Annotated in this window: 15 protein-coding genes, 1 tRNA gene and 1 other annotated feature; of the genes, 8 read left to right on the top strand and 8 right to left on the bottom strand. The window is 39.3% G+C overall.

The genetic code is table 11. The features are described from left to right. Positions 1–4: 4 nt before the first annotated feature. From nudB to aspS, 3 genes are all read right to left on the bottom strand, one after another. Positions 5–463: a dihydroneopterin triphosphate diphosphatase gene (gene nudB / locus INP93_RS05040; RefSeq protein WP_197544327.1), complete on the bottom strand. Its 459-nt coding sequence runs from the start codon at positions 461–463 to the stop codon at positions 5–7. Positions 464–564: 101 nt separating this feature from the next. Continuing rightward, complete coding sequence (locus INP93_RS05035; RefSeq protein WP_197544326.1) at positions 565–1833, bottom strand: NRAMP family divalent metal transporter; 1269 nt, start codon at positions 1831–1833, stop codon at positions 565–567. 269 nt (positions 1834–2102) lie between these two features. Further along, complete coding sequence (gene aspS, locus INP93_RS05030; protein ID WP_197544325.1) at positions 2103–3869, bottom strand: aspartate--tRNA ligase; 1767 nt, start codon at positions 3867–3869, stop codon at positions 2103–2105. Between the two features lie 184 nt (positions 3870–4053). Between aspS and cmoA the strand changes: the two genes are divergently transcribed. Then, a complete protein-coding gene (gene cmoA / locus INP93_RS05025) occupies positions 4054–4779 on the top strand; it encodes a carboxy-S-adenosyl-L-methionine synthase CmoA (RefSeq protein ID WP_197544324.1) in 726 nt (241 codons plus the stop codon). A gap of 99 nt (positions 4780–4878) precedes the next feature. Here the strand turns inward: cmoA and INP93_RS05020 are convergent, their stop codons facing one another. Further along, complete coding sequence (locus INP93_RS05020; protein WP_232087600.1) at positions 4879–6588, bottom strand: pectate lyase family protein; 1710 nt, start codon at positions 6586–6588, stop codon at positions 4879–4881. A gap of 226 nt (positions 6589–6814) precedes the next feature. Between INP93_RS05020 and gloA the strand changes: the two genes are divergently transcribed. From gloA to priC, 4 genes are all read left to right on the top strand, one after another. Then, complete coding sequence (gene gloA, locus INP93_RS05015) at positions 6815–7222, top strand: lactoylglutathione lyase (protein WP_049372940.1); 408 nt, start codon at positions 6815–6817, stop codon at positions 7220–7222. A 10-nt stretch (positions 7223–7232) separates the two neighbouring features. Then, the gene (gene rnt, locus INP93_RS05010; RefSeq protein ID WP_083327180.1) at positions 7233–7922 is read left to right on the top strand and encodes a ribonuclease T; all 690 of its coding nucleotides are present in this window, start codon (positions 7233–7235) and stop codon (positions 7920–7922) included. 117 nt (positions 7923–8039) lie between these two features. After that, positions 8040–8167: a sequence feature (His leader region), on the top strand. 103 nt (positions 8168–8270) lie between these two features. Beyond that, positions 8271–9623, top strand: coding sequence for a Na+/H+ antiporter family protein (locus INP93_RS05005; RefSeq protein ID WP_197544322.1), 1353 nt, complete (start codon positions 8271–8273; stop codon positions 9621–9623). A gap of 39 nt (positions 9624–9662) precedes the next feature. Beyond that, positions 9663–10244 (top strand): primosomal replication protein PriC, encoded by a 582-nt coding sequence (gene priC, locus INP93_RS05000; RefSeq protein ID WP_197544321.1) that lies wholly within the window; start codon positions 9663–9665, stop codon positions 10242–10244. 69 nt (positions 10245–10313) lie between these two features. Here priC and INP93_RS04995 read toward each other — a convergent pair. Continuing rightward, positions 10314–10403, bottom strand: a tRNA-Ser gene (locus INP93_RS04995). Positions 10404–10558: 155 nt separating this feature from the next. Further along, on the bottom strand, positions 10559–13360 hold the full coding sequence (gene rne / locus INP93_RS04990; protein WP_197544320.1) for a ribonuclease E: 2802 nt from the start codon (positions 13358–13360) through the stop codon (positions 10559–10561). 427 nt (positions 13361–13787) lie between these two features. On the opposite strand from rne, the gene rluC reads away from it, so the two are divergent. From rluC to hflX, 3 genes are all read left to right on the top strand, one after another. After that, entirely contained in the window at positions 13788–14768 is a 981-nt protein-coding gene (rluC, locus tag INP93_RS04985) for a 23S rRNA pseudouridine(955/2504/2580) synthase RluC (RefSeq protein WP_070583062.1), read from the top strand. A gap of 86 nt (positions 14769–14854) precedes the next feature. Next, complete coding sequence (gene hfq / locus INP93_RS04980) at positions 14855–15139, top strand: RNA chaperone Hfq (protein ID WP_005697164.1); 285 nt, start codon at positions 14855–14857, stop codon at positions 15137–15139. 9 nt (positions 15140–15148) lie between these two features. Next, positions 15149–16504, top strand: a complete 1356-nt coding sequence (gene hflX, locus INP93_RS04975) for a ribosome rescue GTPase HflX (RefSeq protein WP_197544319.1) — start codon at positions 15149–15151, stop codon at positions 16502–16504. Here the strand turns inward: hflX and INP93_RS04970 are convergent. Then, entirely contained in the window at positions 16494–17444 is a 951-nt protein-coding gene (locus INP93_RS04970) for a sigma 54-interacting transcriptional regulator (protein WP_197544318.1), read from the bottom strand. The genes hflX and INP93_RS04970 overlap by 11 nt on opposite strands. 120 nt (positions 17445–17564) lie before the next feature. Then, positions 17565–18473, bottom strand: a complete 909-nt coding sequence (locus INP93_RS04965; protein WP_070583059.1) for a siderophore ABC transporter substrate-binding protein — start codon at positions 18471–18473, stop codon at positions 17565–17567. Positions 18474–18476: the final 3 nt, after the last annotated feature.

Genomic DNA, 18476 nt, shown 5'->3' with positions numbered 1-18476 from the left:
TTTTCTATAGAGGAAAGCCGTTCATCAAATATTTTTTGATGGCCTCGGCATTATTCGGCGATTTCGTCATTTGGATAGCATCTTCTGGTGAAACCCATTGATACGCCAAATGCTCACTTAATATCGGTTTAAATTCCTGCTCAACTGCCAATAAAAACCAATGTTCATGACAGTGAGTCACATTCGGTGCGTATTTATAGCGGAAATGCGGAAAAATTTCAAATTCTATACTCTCTTTACAATCAAAAAGTGCGGTCGAATTTTCTTCTATTTTTAATCCTACTTCTTCCCAAACCTCTCGAATTGCTGTTTCTCTTGGTGTTTCATTGATTTCTAATGTCCCCGTAACAGATTGCCAAAAGGCGGGATCATCTTGGCGCTGAAGCATCAGAACACGATGCGTACTTTCCGCATAAATTACCACGAGAACCGATTGATTATTTTTATATTTCAAGCTCGTCATTTACATAATTGAGAATGGGCAGCATCATACCTTTTCTACTAAAAACTTTCAAAAAAATTACCGCACTTTAAAACTAAAGTGCGGTAATTATCTCAATTATTTTAGTTTAACCAGCCAGCTTGTTGAGCGATAAATAATCCCGCAAAGGCGGTTAAGTAGAATAAACCAATAAGGGATAACCACAATAATCCGCCTTTTACACTGTGTTTCGCATGCTTAGTCAGAGATAAATTCAACCAAGCAAAGATTGGTGCAGAAACAAATGAAGCAATCATCGCGAATTTTAACATTGGGCCTACTGCGTTATTAAAGTAGAAAATAATCGCTAAACCAGATAACGCTGCAAAAATCATACCGATATTAAGAATTCTCACAGAGCTTTCTTGTTTGCCAAATAAGATACGCAAAGATTCAACATTAGTACGAGAATAGCCATCAATTACTGTAATTGTTGTACCAAACATACACATAAACGCAATTACGGCAATTAATAAGCGAGACCATTCACCGATAGTACTTGCATACATATTGATAAGTTGTGCGATATATTTTCCGCCCACCATCTCTACGGTTTCAGGCGAACCATATTGTACCAATGCACCAAGGGCTAAGAAAACAACAGCTAAAATGGCAGTACCGATGTAACCCACATTGAAGTCAAACAAACCATCTTGATAAGACACTTTGGTTAAACGACGTTTTGCTACCACCCACATTGAGTTAATTGCAGAAATTTCAATTGGTGCAGGCATCCACCCCATCAAAGCAACTAAAAATGCTAATTTACTTAATTCCCATGGAGAAGGCGCGACAAAATCAGGCGCGGCTACGCCATGGATACCATTACGCATAAAAGCAATCACAACAGCACTCACGGTGGTTACCGTTAAAGCAATCATGATGATTTTCGATAAGCTATCTAATAGACGGTATTTCCCAAACAATAAAATGCCGGTTGTCACAAGAATCACTAATGAGCTCAATACTGGCATTGGTAGTGGGATTGGGGTGATAAACGTTAAAATTGCAGCTGTTAATAACCCTACTGCCGCAGTATTAATCACAGTCGCAAAAATGTTTAAAGCAAGGAATAACCAAAGATAGAATTTCCCTTTTTGACGGTAACCTTCTAATAAAGTATTACCCGTATCTAGGGTATATTGAACACCGAAACGGAAGAAAGGATATTTGAATAAATTAGCAAGAATAACAATACTCACTAATTCCCAACCATAGATCGCACCAGCTTGGGTGGATGCAATAATATGTGAACCACCAACAGCCGCTGATGCCATCACGATTCCAGGACCTAAGGCAGAGAATTTACTCGCCCACGTTGATTTTTCTACTGGAGTTGAAACTTCACTCATAAAATTTTCTCTTATAAATTGACCATAAACCGAAAAAGACCTTATTTATAATAGAATTTTATTCTTGATTAAAGTAAATAAAATCCACTTAAAAGCATTAGTGAAAAATAAAAATCTAATTATTCCAATATTTCAGAATATAACTTCAAAACAAGTAAACTTTGCCCGTATTCATACCAAAAAACTGATGTCTTTAAGTGAATAAAATTTTTTCAATAAAAAGAAAGTGCGGTCAAAATTGACCGCACCCTATATTATAAATTTTAAACTTATTCAGATTTCACAACCTGAATACTTAACTCACCTAATGCCTGCGGATTCGCAAAACTTGGTGCTTCTGTCATTAAACAAGCAGCAGCTGTTGTTTTCGGGAATGCAATCACATCACGGATATTTTCAGTGCCAGTTAAAAGCATGGTTAAACGGTCTAAACCAAATGCTAAACCTGCATGTGGTGGTGTACCAAATTTTAATGCATCTAATAAGAAACCAAATTTTTCACGTTGTTCTTGTTCGTTGATACCCAGAATGCGGAATACGGTTTGTTGCATTTTAGGATCAAAAATACGGACAGAACCACCACCTACTTCATAGCCGTTGATCACCATATCGTAAGCATTTGCTACCGCACTTGTTGGATCTGCTTCTAATTGTTCCGGCGTAAAATCTTTTGGTGAAGTGAATGGATGGTGCATTGCTGCAAGATTACCCTCTTCATCACGTTCAAACATTGGGAAATCGATCACCCAAAGTGGTTGCCACTCATCTAAACGAGTTAAGCCAAGATCACGACCTAATTTCAAACGTAATGCGCCCATTGCATCCGTAGTAGTTTGCCATTTGTCTGCACCAAAGAATAAAATATCGCCAGTTTGAGCTTTCACACGTTCAGCTAAGGCTTTCCATACCTCTTCATTTAAGAATTTCGCGATCGGACTTTGTACGCCTTCAAGACCAGCATTAATGTCATTTACTTTCGCCCAAGCTAAACCTTTTGCACCGTAAATGCCAACAAATTGTGTATATTCATCAATTTGTTTACGAGTGATTTCAGTCCCATTTGGTACACGAATGACTGCAACACGACCGTTTGGATTGTTTGCAGGCTCATTAAATACTTTAAATTCAACGTCTTTAACGATATCTGCCACATCGACTAATTCAAGCGGGTTACGCAAATCGGGTTTATCTGAACCAAAACGAGTCATCGCTTCTTGCCAGGTCATTTGCGGGAATTTACCTAAATCCACACCAATGATGTTTTGCCATAAACCGTGCACCATACGTTCCATAATTTCACGCACTTCTGGCGCAGTTAAGAAAGAGGTTTCCACATCGATTTGGGTAAATTCTGGTTGACGATCTGCACGTAAATCTTCATCACGGAAACATTTCACGATTTGATAATAACGATCAAAACCAGACATCATTAAAAGCTGTTTGAAAAGCTGTGGTGATTGCGGCAACGCATAGAATTTGCCTTTATGTACACGGCTTGGCACTAAATAGTCACGCGCTCCTTCTGGTGTGGCTTTGGTTAGCATTGGGGTTTCGATATCAAGGAAACCATTGTCATCCATAAAACGACGCACAAAGCTGGTGATTTTTGCACGGGTTTTCAAACGTTGTGCCATTTCTGGACGACGTAAATCTAAATAACGGTATTTTAAACGTTGTTCTTCAGTGTTGTTTTGGTTGAAGTCTAACGGTAAAACATCAGAAGCATTGTAGATGCGTAATTCTTTTGCTAACACTTCCACTTCGCCTGTCGCCATATTTTTATTAATTTGATTGTCAGGACGCGCGATTACTTCACCTTTAATTTGAATACAAAATTCATTACGTAAGCCTGAAGCTGCAGTTAACGCTTCTTGATATTTAGGGTCAAAACAAACTTGCACGACACCATCACGATCACGCATATCAATAAAAATTAAACCACCTAAATCACGACGACGGTGAACCCAACCGCTTAATGTTACCTCTTGTCCAATATGGTTGCGGTTTAATGCACCGCAATAATGTGTACGCATCATTTCTATATTCCTTTCATTTTTCTAAAAATGGATAATTAACGCGTTGATTATACGGAAAAAGACGGGGCATTTAAATTGAAAAGCGAAATTTATTTGATCCTTTAAAAACTTTCACTAAAATGACCGCAGTTTTTTGCATTTTATCTAAATAAATGCTCTCTCAAGACAACAACAGAACTCAATCATGATGAAAGATACAATTTTTGCCGCCCCGATTGAAAAACTGGGCGATTTTACTTTTGATGAAAGCGTGGCGGAAGTATTTCCCGATATGATCCAACGCTCGATTCCAGGCTACTCCAACATTATCACCGCAATTGGCATGTTGGCGGAACGCTTTGTGACGGCTGACAGCCAAGTCTATGATTTAGGCTGTTCACGCGGTGCGGCAGCCCTTTCTATGCGCCGTAATATCAAACAACCTAATGTGAAAATTATCGGTGTCGATAATTCTCTCCCGATGGTTGAACGCTGCCGTCAGCATGTGGCGGCTTATCATAGTGATGTGCCTGTAGAAATTCTTTGCGATGATATTCGTCAAATTGAAATTAAGAACGCGTCAATGGTGGTACTCAACTTCACATTGCAATTTTTACCACCGGAAGATCGCGTAGCTTTGCTCACAAAAATCTACGAAGGTTTAAACCCAAATGGTGTATTGGTGCTCTCTGAAAAATTCCGTTTTGAAGATGAAAAAGTGAATGAGCTGCTTATTGACCTCCATCACCAATTCAAACGTGCTAACGGTTACAGCGAACTTGAAGTGAGCCAAAAACGCACCGCACTTGAAAATGTAATGCGTACTGACTCAATTAACATTCACAAAGAGCGGTTAAAAAACATCGGATTTTCACACATCGAATTATGGTTCCAGTGTTTTAACTTTGGCTCGATGATTGCGGTGAAATAAACTAAAAAAATAAAGTGCGGTCAAAAAACATCATAGTTTTTGACCGCACTTTTTATATGTAATTAACGTTAATTAGGCTTATGGAATAAGATAGCTCAATTATTTCCCCGTATAATTATCTATTAACGCTTCCAATGCAGGAATTGGTGCCGAGTTATTATCTTCTACAGCATTATCAAACTTAAATTTTAACGAACCATGATTAAGACGACCAGCACCATAATAGCCAGTTACACGTTCAGGCACCATAGATGTTGCATCTGGTGTATAGGAATACATTAACGATGAAGTCGTATCAAAATTGTTATAAGTATTACCTCCGTTGAGTGATACTACCGAAGATGGTACTTTCTCATCACGAGAAGTTGCTTGGAAGAAATCAAAGCTTTTATTGTTAGCTGCATAGGTAATTGGAGAATAACTTTCTGCTGTTCCCTTCTCTGCAAAAATACTTCCATATTCTTTTATCATGCCACCTGCTTCACCAGAGAATTTACCTGCACCATTTGCATCATTACCTTGTCGAGAAATCAAAATAGGCTCTTTCGTTGCCCGGAAAAAGTTATTTTCAGAAAATACGCTCGATCCCATCGTTGCACCAATACCATACTTAGCACAACCATCATAGAAATTATTCCACATATGTACACTCATTGTGCGAACTCGAGCATGACGAGAATCACTGTGATCAAACCAATTATGATGATAGGTAATATAATTCGGTCCAGACTCACTCTTCATTCCAGCCATGCTTGTTTTTCCTGTATCCCAGAAATGACAATGATCAATTGTAACGAATTTAGAATTTGTCTTCACATCAATGGCACCATCACCTTTCGCATGATCACCACTTCCAGATTTACCGTAAAAGACATCAATATGGTGAATCCAAATATTAGAATTATCAGTATCAAGTGATATGCCATCATCCATCGCTCGCATAATTCCTAAATTACGAAACTCAATACTTTTAGCATTTCTGACTAAAAAACCAAAACCATAGATAGTAGCATCTTCTCCAATACCTTCGATGGTAATGTTCATTTCGCTATCGGCTTTCTTTCCTTTAATTTGAATGCCTTCAGAACTACTTCCAAAAGTATCTGTATCGCCATTTTTTATTAAACCAAGAACTCTTAATGCCAATGGCGTAGTAACATTGCCTTTCTGATAAGCATTGAGAATAGATTGAAGTCCAGTAAAGGATCCATTACTTAAATGAGCAGTGACAGTCTTCGCATTGTCTTTATTCACATAGATAACCACTGCATTGGATTTCAGAGAACCATCATCGTTATAAGCTCCAACTCCAGAGAAGTCTTTATGGGCAAAACCTTCTCGACTGTAATTTTTCACTTGCAGAGCTGTTACTTCACTAAACAAGGTTTCAGCTCCTCCTTTTATCGCCATCACTTTCAATGAATAGCTACTTGCCTTAAGCCCTGGAATATCTGCTCTCATATATCCATTATATGCTCGTATCAATTCAGCATCGATAGGCATATAATCCGTATATTGTCCGCCTTTTATATAAACACGATAGGAATCGACTCCTTCTAAAGGCTTCCACTTAACATAAACACTTTCTAACCACCCTTTTGCCTCAATAATACTGACTCCATTATCAGCAATTTTAGAACTTGCGCTGTTATTAGTAGTTTGACTATTCGTTGCATATAAATTTACGGAATGTTCAACATTCGAGTGAGCCTTATTTACTGAATGTGATGAATTATCGTTCAATGATTGTGCCCAAATAGACATACTCGTACATGCTAGAAACACTGAGAGTAAAATATTCTTTTTCATATAAATACCCATATTTACTTTGGTTTGAATTAATAGTGACATCCATGAACCATTTTTTCTTATAACGAACTCAACATCACTGTCTATATTTTTCAAATTATGACACTAATTTCACAAAATAGAAGTATAAAAAATATTTTCCTTGAATCTAAAATTTAAGTTCCATTCGCGCCAAATTGCATTTTATGGTAGAATTTTTAACCTAAAGATAATGGAGGAGAACAAAATGCAAATTTTACACACAATGCTTCGAGTAGGTGATTTAGACCGCTCTATTAAATTTTATCAAGATGTTTTAGGTATGCGTTTATTACGCACAAGTGAAAACCCTGAGTATAAATATACGCTTGCTTTTTTAGGTTACGAAGATGGCGAAAGCGCTGCAGAAATTGAATTAACATACAACTGGGGCGTAACTGAATATGATCTTGGTAATGCTTACGGGCATATTGCTATTGGTGTAGATGATATTTACGCAACTTGTGAAGCGGTACGTGCTCATGGCGGTAAAGTGACTCGCGAAGCCGGCCCGGTTAAAGGTGGCACAACTGTGATTGCCTTTGTTGAAGATCCAGATGGTTATAAGATCGAATTTATCGAAAACAAAAGTGCAAAATCAGCTTTAGGAAATTAAGGAATACATTGTGTCAGATACACCTGAAATTCCTTATCACCATCAATTAAAAAATCGGTTCCGTGGCTATTTCCCTGTCATTATTGATGTGGAAACAGCTGGGTTTGATGCCAAAAAAGATGCACTTTTAGAGCTTGCGGCAATCACCTTAAAAATGGATGAAAATGGCAATTTACAACCTGACCAAAAATGCCATTTTCATATTGAACCATTTGAGGGGGCAAATATTAATCCCGAATCTCTCAAATTCAATGGAATTGATATTCACAATCCATTACGTGGTGCAGTATCTGAATTAGATGCCATCACAGGTTTGTTCCAAATGGTGCGTCGTGGACAAAAAGATGCTGAATGTCAGCGTTCTATCATCGTGGCGCACAATGCGGCTTTTGACCAAAGTTTCGTGATGGCTGCTGCAGAACGTACGGGCGTAAAACGCAATCCATTCCACCCTTTTGGGATGTTTGATACGGCAACACTTGCCGGTTTTATGTTTGGACAAACAGTGCTCGTCAAAGCATGCCAAGCAGCAAAAATTCCTTTTGATGGTAAACAAGCACACTCTGCGCTATATGATACTGAGCGTACGGCAGAATTATTTTGCTATATGGTGAATCATTTAAAAGAGCTTGGTGGTTTCCCGCATATTGCTCAAACAAATGAAACAGAAAAAACAGCTGAAAATCAGACCGCACTTTAATTTTCAAAATTTTTTAGAAAAAAGGCTTGCAATCGTTTTCGGTTTACCGTATTTTAAAAAGTAATTCGATTTAGTTATCTAAATAAGAGAGTTTCAAATGAACTTTATCCTTCGTCACCATCATCGCCATTCAACTGAATAATCTTTCAGGCTGTTGGCGTGCTTGGAAGATTTCTTCCGAGCTGACAAGATAAAGATCAAAAAAATCTTACCCCTCGGAAGGCAACTTTCGAGGGGTTTTGTTTTATTATCAATTTACAGGAGTTTATTACTATGCGACATTTAACCTTAAATCAATTTTCTTTTATGCGACCTTTTTATTTTAATTAATCAATAAGGAACAACAATATGCTATCTAATCCCGTTGTTATTTCAATTGTCGTGCTACTGGCGTTAAGCTTACTGCGCGTGAACGTGGTTATCGCACTTGTGATTTCGGCCCTTACAGCTGGTTTATGCGGAGACTTAGGTTTAAGCAAAACCATTGAAGCCTTTACAGGTGGTTTAGGTGGTGGTGCTGAAGTTGCCATGAACTATGCGATGCTCGGTGCATTTGCCATTGCGATTTCAAAATCTGGCATCACTGATTTGCTTGCTTATAAAATTATTACTCGAATGAACAAAACACCAACCGGCAAAAATTTAGCTTGGTTTAAATATATGCTACTTGGTATTTTGCTTTTATTCTCAATTTCATCCCAAAACTTGCTCCCAGTACACATTGCGTTTATTCCGATTGTGGTACCGCCTTTACTTTCTATTTTTAACCGTTTAAAAATCGATCGTCGTGCAGTGGCTTGTATTATTACCTTTGGTTTAACCGCAACCTATATGATCTTGCCGGTTGGCTTCGGGAAAATCTTTATCGAAAGCGTTTTAGTAAAAAATATCAATCTGGCTGGTGCTCCACTCGGTTTACAAACCAGTGTTGGTGAAGTTTCTTTCGCTATGCTTATCCCTGTTATTGGTATGATTCTTGGTTTACTCACTGCCGTATTTGTTACCTATCGCAAACCGCGCGAGTATGTTGTGACAACGGCAGAACCAACTACAAGTGAAATTGAACAACACATTGCGAACATTAAACCAATTCAAATTACCGCAAGTGCGGTCGCCATTGTCGCGACTTTTGCCACACAGCTTTTCACAAGTTCAACTATCATTGGTGGTTTAGTCGGTTTAGTAATTTTCGGTGCTTTTGGTATTTTCAAACTCAAAGAAAGTAACGACATTTTCCAACAAGGTTTACGCTTAATGGCAATGATCGGCTTTGTGATGATTGCGGCTTCTGGTTTCGCTAATGTCATTAATTCCACAAGTGGCGTGAAAGAATTAGTTGATGCACTTTCAACTGGTGTAATTCAAAGCAAAGGCGTTGCGGCATTCTTAATGCTACTCGTTGGGTTATTGATTACCATGGGTATTGGTTCTTCTTTCTCAACCGTGCCAATTATCACCTCAATCTATGTACCACTTTGTCTCTCTTTTGGTTTCTCATCACTTGCGACAGTGGCTATCGTAGGTGTAGCGGCGGCATTAGGAGATGCAGGTTCACCGGCTTCTGACTCCACACTTGGTCCAACATCCGGTTTGAATATGGATGGTAAACACGACCACATTTGGGATTCTGTTGTACCAACCTTTATTCACTACAACATTCCATTATTAGCGTTCGGTTGGATTGCAGCCATGACCCTTTAATCGTTATAATCCCTGCATTCATTATGCGGGGATTTTTTTATGTCTATTCAATCATTACTCAATACGCTCGAACAAAAAGTACAGCAACTAACGCAAGCCTATCAAGCTGACTCTGATAAAAAAATCAACGCTAAATTTAACCGCACTTTATTTACCGAAGATTTTGAAACCGTCGGCTTTTATCTCAACGAAATCCAGAAAAGCTTAACAAAGCTATGTAACCTTCCCCATCAAAATGAAGAACAAATTGTATTTATGGCTGAACATCTTTTAGGGCAATGTACCGCATTGAGTGAGGCCATAAATCGCAAACATAAAAAAGCTATTCAACCGAAAAAAATGGAACAACCAGTTACAAGCAGTAAATCACAGCATAGCATTCATCGACTTCCGCCAAGAGAGCGTCTAGAAAAATATTATGAAGCCTTGCAGCAACTCACGGAAAAATACGAAGAAGCTAAAGCACAAGCGAATACGGCTCAAACAGATATTCAACGAGATGTACATAAGCAAACAGCCGCAATTTATTTAACGCGTCGTCAAAAATGTTTAGAAGCCATTGAGACCTTAGAAGAATACCTTGCCTTCAAAGAAGCCCAAGAAAGTGCGGTCAAGAAATAAGATTTTTTTGAAATAGACTGAAAAGCAAAAATCCCTAAATCTTTCGACTTAGGGATTTTTTGAATTTGATGGCGGAGGAAGTGAGATTCGAACTCACGGAGGGCGTAAACCCTCGCCGGTTTTCAAGACCGGTGCCTTCAACCACTCGACCATTCCTCCGTGATTTAAGCGAGGTGAATAATACGTTTTTTCCCCGACCCCGTCAAGCAAGAAAATAAAAAAATTATCTGATTGACTACTTTTAAATCACAATGTTTTAAAAATACACAAAATAAAAAACGGAACCTATTGATTCCGTCTTTATGATTAAGATATTACTCTGCTTTCGCTTTTGTCGGTTCAGAATAAATATGGCTAATTGCACTATGATGGCCTGCCGCGCCTTTACCATTAAAGTAATAACGAGACTCCGTCCATTCTACAATTGGGAATGGTTTAGACTCATCATCAGGTGCTTTCGCTAATGTCATGGCTGCTTTTGTATGTGGTACGGCTGAAATCGTACCTGCACGACCAGTGAACACATAAGAACTTACAAATTTTGCTTTTTCTTGTGGTTCAACTTCTGCCGTATCAACTTGAGCAACAGGTTCTGATTTATGATGCAAACGTTCTAATGATTCTTGTACTTTCTGTTGAACCGCTTCATTTGCCGGTTGAGTAATGAAATCTAACGCAGGTTGTGCTTCAACTGATTTCTCTTCCACAACAATACCTGTTGCAGGCGTAATCACACCTTTTTTCGTTTTTTCTTGCTCAAGCAACTCATCCACCGATAAGAAATTATTTTCTTTCGGGGCATTCACAGTAGAATAATCGATGCATACTTTACCGCTTGCTAATTCTGGAGAAGCTACCGCTGCAAATAATGGCATTGGGGACTTCACTTCATTACGACGACGGCGTTGATTATTCGATGCTCGTAAATGACGAGGTGTACGGCGCTGACGTTCTTGACGTGGTTTATCTTCTGTATTATCAACAGCGTTGTTTTCAACCACTTCATTTTTAATCGCAGGAACTTCAACTGCTTCAACAACATTCTCATTGGCGTTATTTGCATTGTCATCAATGCGAACGCGTTTACGTAAATCACGACGTTGACGACGTTCTGCTACCGGTTTATCTGCTTTTTCTTCTTGACGATTATCATCAGAAACATTCGCTAAATTAACCGCACTTTCAGCAATAACCTCTTCATTAACGTTGCGACGATTACGACGATTATTCACACGCTCACGAGTTGGACGTGCATTTTCTTCGTCTGTATTTTTCGCATTGTCACTATTTTCGTTGCGAGAACGACGATTATTACGACGATCTTGATTACGACGATTATTACGATTGCCGTTACGATTATTACGATTGTTTTGGTTTTTCTCTTCTTCTTTTGGCTCAGAAGCAAATAAACCTTTAATTGCTGCAACAATTTTCGCAAACAGTGAAGGACCTTCGGATTTACGCTCAACTGGTGCTGGCGCTGCCGTTGGGATCGATAGCGATACTGCAGCACTTTCCATCACTTGTTCAGATGTCACGGCTGCTGTTTCAATATTACGTGAAACAAGGGATTCTTCTGGTACGAATGCATCGTCTTGTGCTTCATGGAATTTTGCTAAGTTGTAGCTTAATTCGTTCAGCTCTTCACCTTCACGCACGCGGAACACGCTGAAGTGCGGGGTTTCCATCGCTTCATTTGGCACCACGATAATCTCTACATCATGGCGTTTTTCGATGCTGCTTACTGCTTTACGTTTTTCGTTAAGTAAGTAAGACGCAATTTGTACCGGCACAATAGTGTGTACTTGTTTGGTATTTTCTTTTAATGCTTCTTCTTCGATTAAACGCAAGATTGAAAGCGATAAGCTTTCGTTATCGCGCACTTTACCGGTACCTTGACAGCGTGGGCAAACATGGTGAGAAGACTCACCTAATGATGGGCTTAAACGCTGACGTGACATTTCCAATAAGCCGAAGCGAGAAATACGGCTAATTTGAATACGCGCACGGTCTTGACGCACCGCATCACGGATACGGTTTTCTACTTCACGTTGGTGACGAACCGGTGTCATATCGATAAAATCGATAACCACTAACCCACCTAGGTCACGTAAACGTAATTGACGAGCAATTTCATCTGCTGCTTCAAGATTCGTATTTAATGCCGTTTCTTCAATATCACCACCACGAGTTGAACGCGCCGAGTTGATATCGATAGCTGTTAACGCTTCTGTCACATCAATGACAATCGAACCACCAGAAGGTAAACGTACTTCACGTTGGAAGGCGGATTCAATTTGTGACTCAATTTGATAGTGGCTAAATAACGGTACTTCGCCTTGATACAATTTCACACGATTGATGAAATCAGGACGGACAAGTTTGATGTGTGCTTTCGCTTTTTCAAATACTTTCGGGCTATCAATTAAGATCTCACCGATATCACGACGCAAGTAATCACGGATCGCACGAACGATCACATCACTTTCTTGGTGAATTAAGAATGGCGCTGGACGGCTTTGTGAAGCTTGTTTGATCGCTTCCCAATGATGTAAAAGTACTTTTAAGTCCCATTGTAATTCTTCTGGTGATTTACCTACACCCGCTGTACGCACGATAAGACCAACGCCTTCCGGGACATCTAAAGAACTCAATGCTTCTTTTAATTCGATACGTTCATCGCCTTCAATACGGCGAGAAATGCCACCTGCACGCGGATTGTTTGGCATAATCACCAAATAACTACCAGCAAGGGAAACAAAAGTGGTTAAGGCTGCGCCTTTATTGCCACGCTCTTCTTTGTTCACCTGAACGATCACTTCTTGGCCTTCGGTCAAAATATCACGGATATTTGGACGACCTTGGAACACATAATCAGCAGGGAAATACTCGCGGGCAATTTCTTTTAAAGGAAGGAAACCATGGCGCTCTGCCCCATAATCCACAAAGGCTGCTTCTAAACTCGGCTCTACGCGAGTGATTTTCCCTTTGTAAATATTGGCTTTTTTCTGTTCATGACCCGGACTTTCAATATCCAAGTCGAATAAACGCTGGCCATCGACCAACGCAACGCGCAACTCTTCTTTTTGAGTCGCATTGATTAACATTCTTTTCATTGTCAATTTCTCGTTTTGAATTATCTAAAATACCTTGAAAATTAACCGCACTTTACAGATTTACTGACCTTAGCCATCGACCTCGTGTTTCTCGCGAACAGTCAATCTCACGACTGTGTGTTGCTGGGTGCATTGATAGCATACTCAATTGTTATCTAAGACAATTTTCGTAAAACAATGCGATGTGTTAATTACGCATTGCAAGGAAGCATCAATCTTCAAGAAAAACATGTTGATTATCAATGTCTTATGCCATTTGCCGCATTGAGTTTTGACCAACATACAAAATTACTTTCTAAATGCCAAATTTGAGGCGCAGAAAGACGCTCTATTATCCACATTCAGGGCTAAATTAGCAAGGCATTCTTGCTATTATCACCAGGGATATTGTGATATGATTCAGCCCAATTTTTAAAGGACAGATTCAATGACTGAAAAACAAGAAAAAATCATCAATCAATCCGTCAAAATGCTCACGATTTCTGAGGATGAAGCAGGACAACGCATTGATAATTATTTATTGGCAAAATTAAAAGGTGTGCCAAAAAGTTTGATTTATCGCATTCTACGTAAAGGCGAAGTGCGTGTGAACAAAGGGCGAATCAAACCTGAATATAAATTGCAAAATGGTGATGTGGTGCGTGTGCCACCTGTTCGTGTTTCTGAAAAAAATACTGCCCCAATTTCTAAAAACTTGAATAAAGTCGCCTCCCTTGAAAGCCATATTATTTTTGAAGATGACTGTTTATTAGTATTGAATAAACCTTCCGGCATTGCGGTTCATGGCGGGAGTGGCTTGAATTTTGGCGTGATTGAAGCCTTGCGGGCATTACGTCCTGAAGCCCGTTTTTTGGAATTAGTTCACCGTTTAGACAGAGATACATCGGGCATTTTATTAGTGGCAAAGAAACGCTCAGCCTTACGCAATTTACACGAACAACTTCGTGTTAAAACTGTGCAAAAAGATTATCTCGCACTCGTACGCGGCCAATGGCAATCTCATGTAAAAGTCGTTCAAGCCCCTTTATTGAAAAATGAACTGGCTAGTGGCGAACGCATTGTTAAAGTCAGTGAACAAGGTAAACCTTCGGAAACGCGATTTGCCATTGAAGAACGCTATCAAAATGCGACCTTAGTAAAAGCGTCGCCTGTAACGGGAAGAACCCATCAGATCCGAGTTCATACTCAATATGCAGGCCATCCGATTGCACTGGATGATAAATACGGTGATAAAGAATTTGATAAATACATGCAAGATCTCGGGCTTAATCGCTTGTTTTTACATGCGTTTTCTATTCGCTTTGAGCACCCTAAAACGGGTGAAACATTACGCTTCAATGCTCAACTAGACGAAAAAATGAAAACAATTCTGAAAAAACTGCGTGAAAGCAAAGAGATAAACCCATAGACAAGAAAAATGTTTATTGTTATATTTGATGACGGAGACAACTCGTTTCTATCATTAATTAACATATAACAACAAAGGATAGCAAAATGGCAAAAGGACAATCATTACAAGATCCTTATTTGAATGCGTTACGCCGTGAACGTATTCCTGTTTCGATTTATCTCGTTAATGGGATTAAATTACAGGGTCAAATCGAATCATTCGACCAATTCGTGATTTTATTAAAAAACACGGTTAATCAAATGGTGTACAAACACGCAATTTCGACTGTGGTTCCAGCTCGTTCTGTTTCTCACCACAATAATAATGGCGGTCATCATGCAGCACAAACTTCTGATGCTGTAGCGGAAGTAGAAACACAAGCAGAATAATTCTGTTCAATGAACGATTTCATCAATTTAAGTGCGGTTGAAAATTCACCTGAAATTTCAACCGCACTTTCGTCATCTAAAACAGGCGACAATAGCCAACCGGCAAAAGATAAAGCTGTCGTCGTGCATGTTTTCTTTTCTCAAAATAAAAACATTGAAGATCTACAAGAATTCCAACTTTTAGCGGAATCTGCCAATGTTGAGATTTTACAAGTCATCACCACGAGCCGAGCGACACCACAAGCGAAATATTTTATCGGTGAAGGAAAAGCACAAGAAATTGCTGATGTAGTGGAAGCCTTAGATGCCGATGTTGTTTTGGTGAATCATCAATTAACCCCTGCACAAACCCGTAATTTAGAAAGCATCTGCCAATGCCGAGTGGTGGATCGCACTGGGGTGATTTTAGATATCTTTGCCCAACGAGCCCGCTCGCATGAAGGGAAATTACAAGTTGAATTAGCCCAGCTTAAGCATTTATCCACTCGCTTAGTTCGTCGAAAAACTGGCTTAGATCAGCAAAAAGGTGCGGTAGGATTACGTGGTCCAGGGGAAACGCAATTAGAAACGGATCGCCGTTTAATCAAGGTTCGTATTGCGCAGTTGCAAAATCGTTTGGCGAAAGTCGAAAAACAACGCAACCAAAATCGCCAAACTCGACAAAAAGCGGATATTCCGACCATTTCCTTAGTGGGTTATACCAATGCGGGGAAATCGACACTCTTCAATTTCATCACGCAAGCCAATGTCTATGCGGCGGATCAGCTTTTTGCCACCCTCGATCCCACATTAAGACGTTTACAAATTCAGGATGTTGGTACAGCCATTCTCGCGGATACCGTTGGTTTCGTTCGCCAACTTCCCCATGATTTAGTTTCCGCTTTTAAATCTACCTTGCAAGAAACGGTAGAAGCTAGTTTGTTATTGCACGTCATTGATGCGGCAGACGCTAGAAAGATCGAAAATATTGAAGCAGTGAATTTAGTGTTGGAAGAAATTAAAGCAGACAAAGTGCCTGCATTGTTGGTGTATAACAAAATTGATTTATTGGAAAATGTGGCGCCCCATATTGAATATGATGACGAGAATAAGCCCGTTGCCGTTTATCTTTCAGCCCATTCAGGTGAAGGATTAGATCTACTACTTAAAGCCATTAAAGTGCGGTTGAAAAATGAGATACTTTCTTTCACCCTCACACTGCTCCCACAAGAGGGCAAAATTCGCCACGCGCTCTATCAGTTAGATAGCATTCGTCACGAACAAATTTCAGATGAGGGTGAATTTATCCTCAATGTACAAATTGATAAAGTCGAATGGCTCAAACTTTGTAAACAATTCCCTAAACTGTCAGAAATTATTTACTAATACCATATTGTTTTAATTTATTGGCAATCGCTGTATGTGATACGCCTAATCGTTGTGCCAATTTTCGCGTACTTGGATACTGGGCATAAAAAACGCGCAATACACTCGCCTCATATTGTCCCATGATCTCATCCAGGGTTTGCTCACCAAAATCATCCGCAGAAATGACCGCACTTTGTACTGGTTTTAAATTTAAACTTTCAATATCAAGCTGGTTATTTTTCGCTAAGGAACAGGCTCGATACAAGACATTGTATAGTTCTCGCACATTGCCTTGCCAAGACTGCCCTTTCAAATAATTCAAAAAATCCGCATTATATTCTGGCATTGAAATCTTAAGCTGTGTGCTGATTTCTTGTAAAAAACCGTCCGTTAAAGGTTGAATGTCTTCCACTCGCTCACGCAATGGCGGCACATTTAGCGCCAAAACATTTAAACGATGGAATAAATCACTGCGTAATTTCCCTTGTTCTAACAGCTTTTCCATCGGTTCTTGTGAGGTACAAATCACTCGAACATTAGCATGATGTTCTTTTTCTTCGCCCACGCGACGGAAAGAACCATCGGTTAAAAAACGCAATAATTTTGCCTGTAAACTTAATGAAAGCTCAGCAATGCCATCCAGCAACACCGTGCCTTCGTTAGCATATTCAAAAAAACCAATGGTTTCACTGTCACCTACTTTACGCCCAAACATTTCGCTTTCCGCATCTTCATCCGGCAACCCTGCACAGTTTACTGCAATGAATTTTTTCTCACGACGCAAGCTCGCAAAATGACAAGCTTTGGCTAATAAGTCTTTCCCCGTGCCCGTTTCACCTTGAATTAAAAGCGGCACATCAAACATTGCAAAACGTTGCGCATTTTCGACCGCACTTTTCATGGAAAGGCTTTGAGTGACAAAGCAAGAGAAAGGATCTTGTGGATTAAATGTCAGCATAAAATAAGCTCAAATTTATTGAATGATGCCGATATGATAGGGAGTTTATTGATATGTGTAAAGATTAATTTACATATAAAAAGGGCAATCCTTGACTGCCCCTTTAGATGGTTTTTTGTATTATTTTTTCACTGCACGATCAAGTTCTTGTGCGATGATTTCCATGCTTTCTAAACCACCAAACGCAAGATACCAATTCGCTGCATCAAGATACACAATGTGTCCATCTTTATACGCTTTGGTTTGTTTGATGATATCGTTATCCAACACTTTTTGTGCATTGTTGGCTTTTTCTGTAATCGCCGCGGTACGATCCACGACAAGTAAAAAGTCTGGATTTTTTTCTAAGATATATTCAAAACCAACGCTTTGTCCATGCGTAGACGATTTGATGCTGTCATCAATCGGTTTAAAACCAAATTTTTGATACACCATACCATAACGAGAACCATCACCAAAGGCACTGATTTTACTTTCATTAACCAATACCAATAAGGCTGTTTTGCCTTTCGCATCTTTGGCGACTTGGTCAACCTTACTTTCTAATGCTGAAAGTTTTTCTTTCGCAACATTTTCTTTACCAAAGATCTGACCAAGTGCGGTCACATTTTGTTGAAAACTCGGGTAGTAATTGTTGTAATCATTTTCAACATTAAATACTGGTGCAATTTCTTTAAATTTGTCGATCATTTTTTCTTGACGTTTAGACGCGATGATCAAATCAGGATTGAGTTCATTAATTTGCTCCAATGATTGTTCTTTCAAATCACCGACATTCTTATATTTTTTGTCTGCAAATTCTGAAAGATAGCTTGGAATTTTTCCGCTTTGTGGGAAACCCACGATTTTATCTTGCACACCTAATGCACGAAGTGTGTCTGCTGCACCAAAATCAAGCACAATGACTCGCTGTGGATTTTGTGGCACAACCTGCTTTCCAGCGGCATTTTCAACGGTAATATCTGCTGCTTGAGCAACACCGACCAAAGCAAAAAGTGAAAGTGCTAATGTTGATAATGTTTTTTTCATGAA

The organism is Haemophilus parainfluenzae (assembly GCF_014931415.1).
Lineage (GTDB): Bacteria > Pseudomonadota > Gammaproteobacteria > Enterobacterales > Pasteurellaceae > Haemophilus_D > Haemophilus_D parainfluenzae_AF.
This window is presented reverse-complemented; position numbering and strand designations above follow the sequence as displayed.

Coding starts and splice junctions, on each gene's coding strand:
- nudB (WP_197544327.1), bottom strand. CDS start 463: ATGACGAGCTTGAAATATAAAAATAATCAATCGGTTCTCGTGGTAATT.
- INP93_RS05035 (WP_197544326.1), bottom strand. CDS start 1,833: ATGAGTGAAGTTTCAACTCCAGTAGAAAAATCAACGTGGGCGAGTAAA.
- aspS (WP_197544325.1), bottom strand. CDS start 3,869: ATGATGCGTACACATTATTGCGGTGCATTAAACCGCAACCATATTGGA.
- cmoA (WP_197544324.1), top strand. CDS start 4,054: ATGATGAAAGATACAATTTTTGCCGCCCCGATTGAAAAACTGGGCGAT.
- INP93_RS05020 (WP_232087600.1), bottom strand. CDS start 6,588: ATGAAAAAGAATATTTTACTCTCAGTGTTTCTAGCATGTACGAGTATG.
- gloA (WP_049372940.1), top strand. CDS start 6,815: ATGCAAATTTTACACACAATGCTTCGAGTAGGTGATTTAGACCGCTCT.
- INP93_RS05005 (WP_197544322.1), top strand. CDS start 8,271: ATGCTATCTAATCCCGTTGTTATTTCAATTGTCGTGCTACTGGCGTTA.
- priC (WP_197544321.1), top strand. CDS start 9,663: ATGTCTATTCAATCATTACTCAATACGCTCGAACAAAAAGTACAGCAA.
- rne (WP_197544320.1), bottom strand. CDS start 13,360: ATGAAAAGAATGTTAATCAATGCGACTCAAAAAGAAGAGTTGCGCGTT.
- rluC (WP_070583062.1), top strand. CDS start 13,788: ATGACTGAAAAACAAGAAAAAATCATCAATCAATCCGTCAAAATGCTC.
- hfq (WP_005697164.1), top strand. CDS start 14,855: ATGGCAAAAGGACAATCATTACAAGATCCTTATTTGAATGCGTTACGC.
- hflX (WP_197544319.1), top strand. CDS start 15,149: ATGAACGATTTCATCAATTTAAGTGCGGTTGAAAATTCACCTGAAATT.
- INP93_RS04970 (WP_197544318.1), bottom strand. CDS start 17,444: ATGCTGACATTTAATCCACAAGATCCTTTCTCTTGCTTTGTCACTCAA.
- INP93_RS04965 (WP_070583059.1), bottom strand. CDS start 18,473: ATGAAAAAAACATTATCAACATTAGCACTTTCACTTTTTGCTTTGGTC.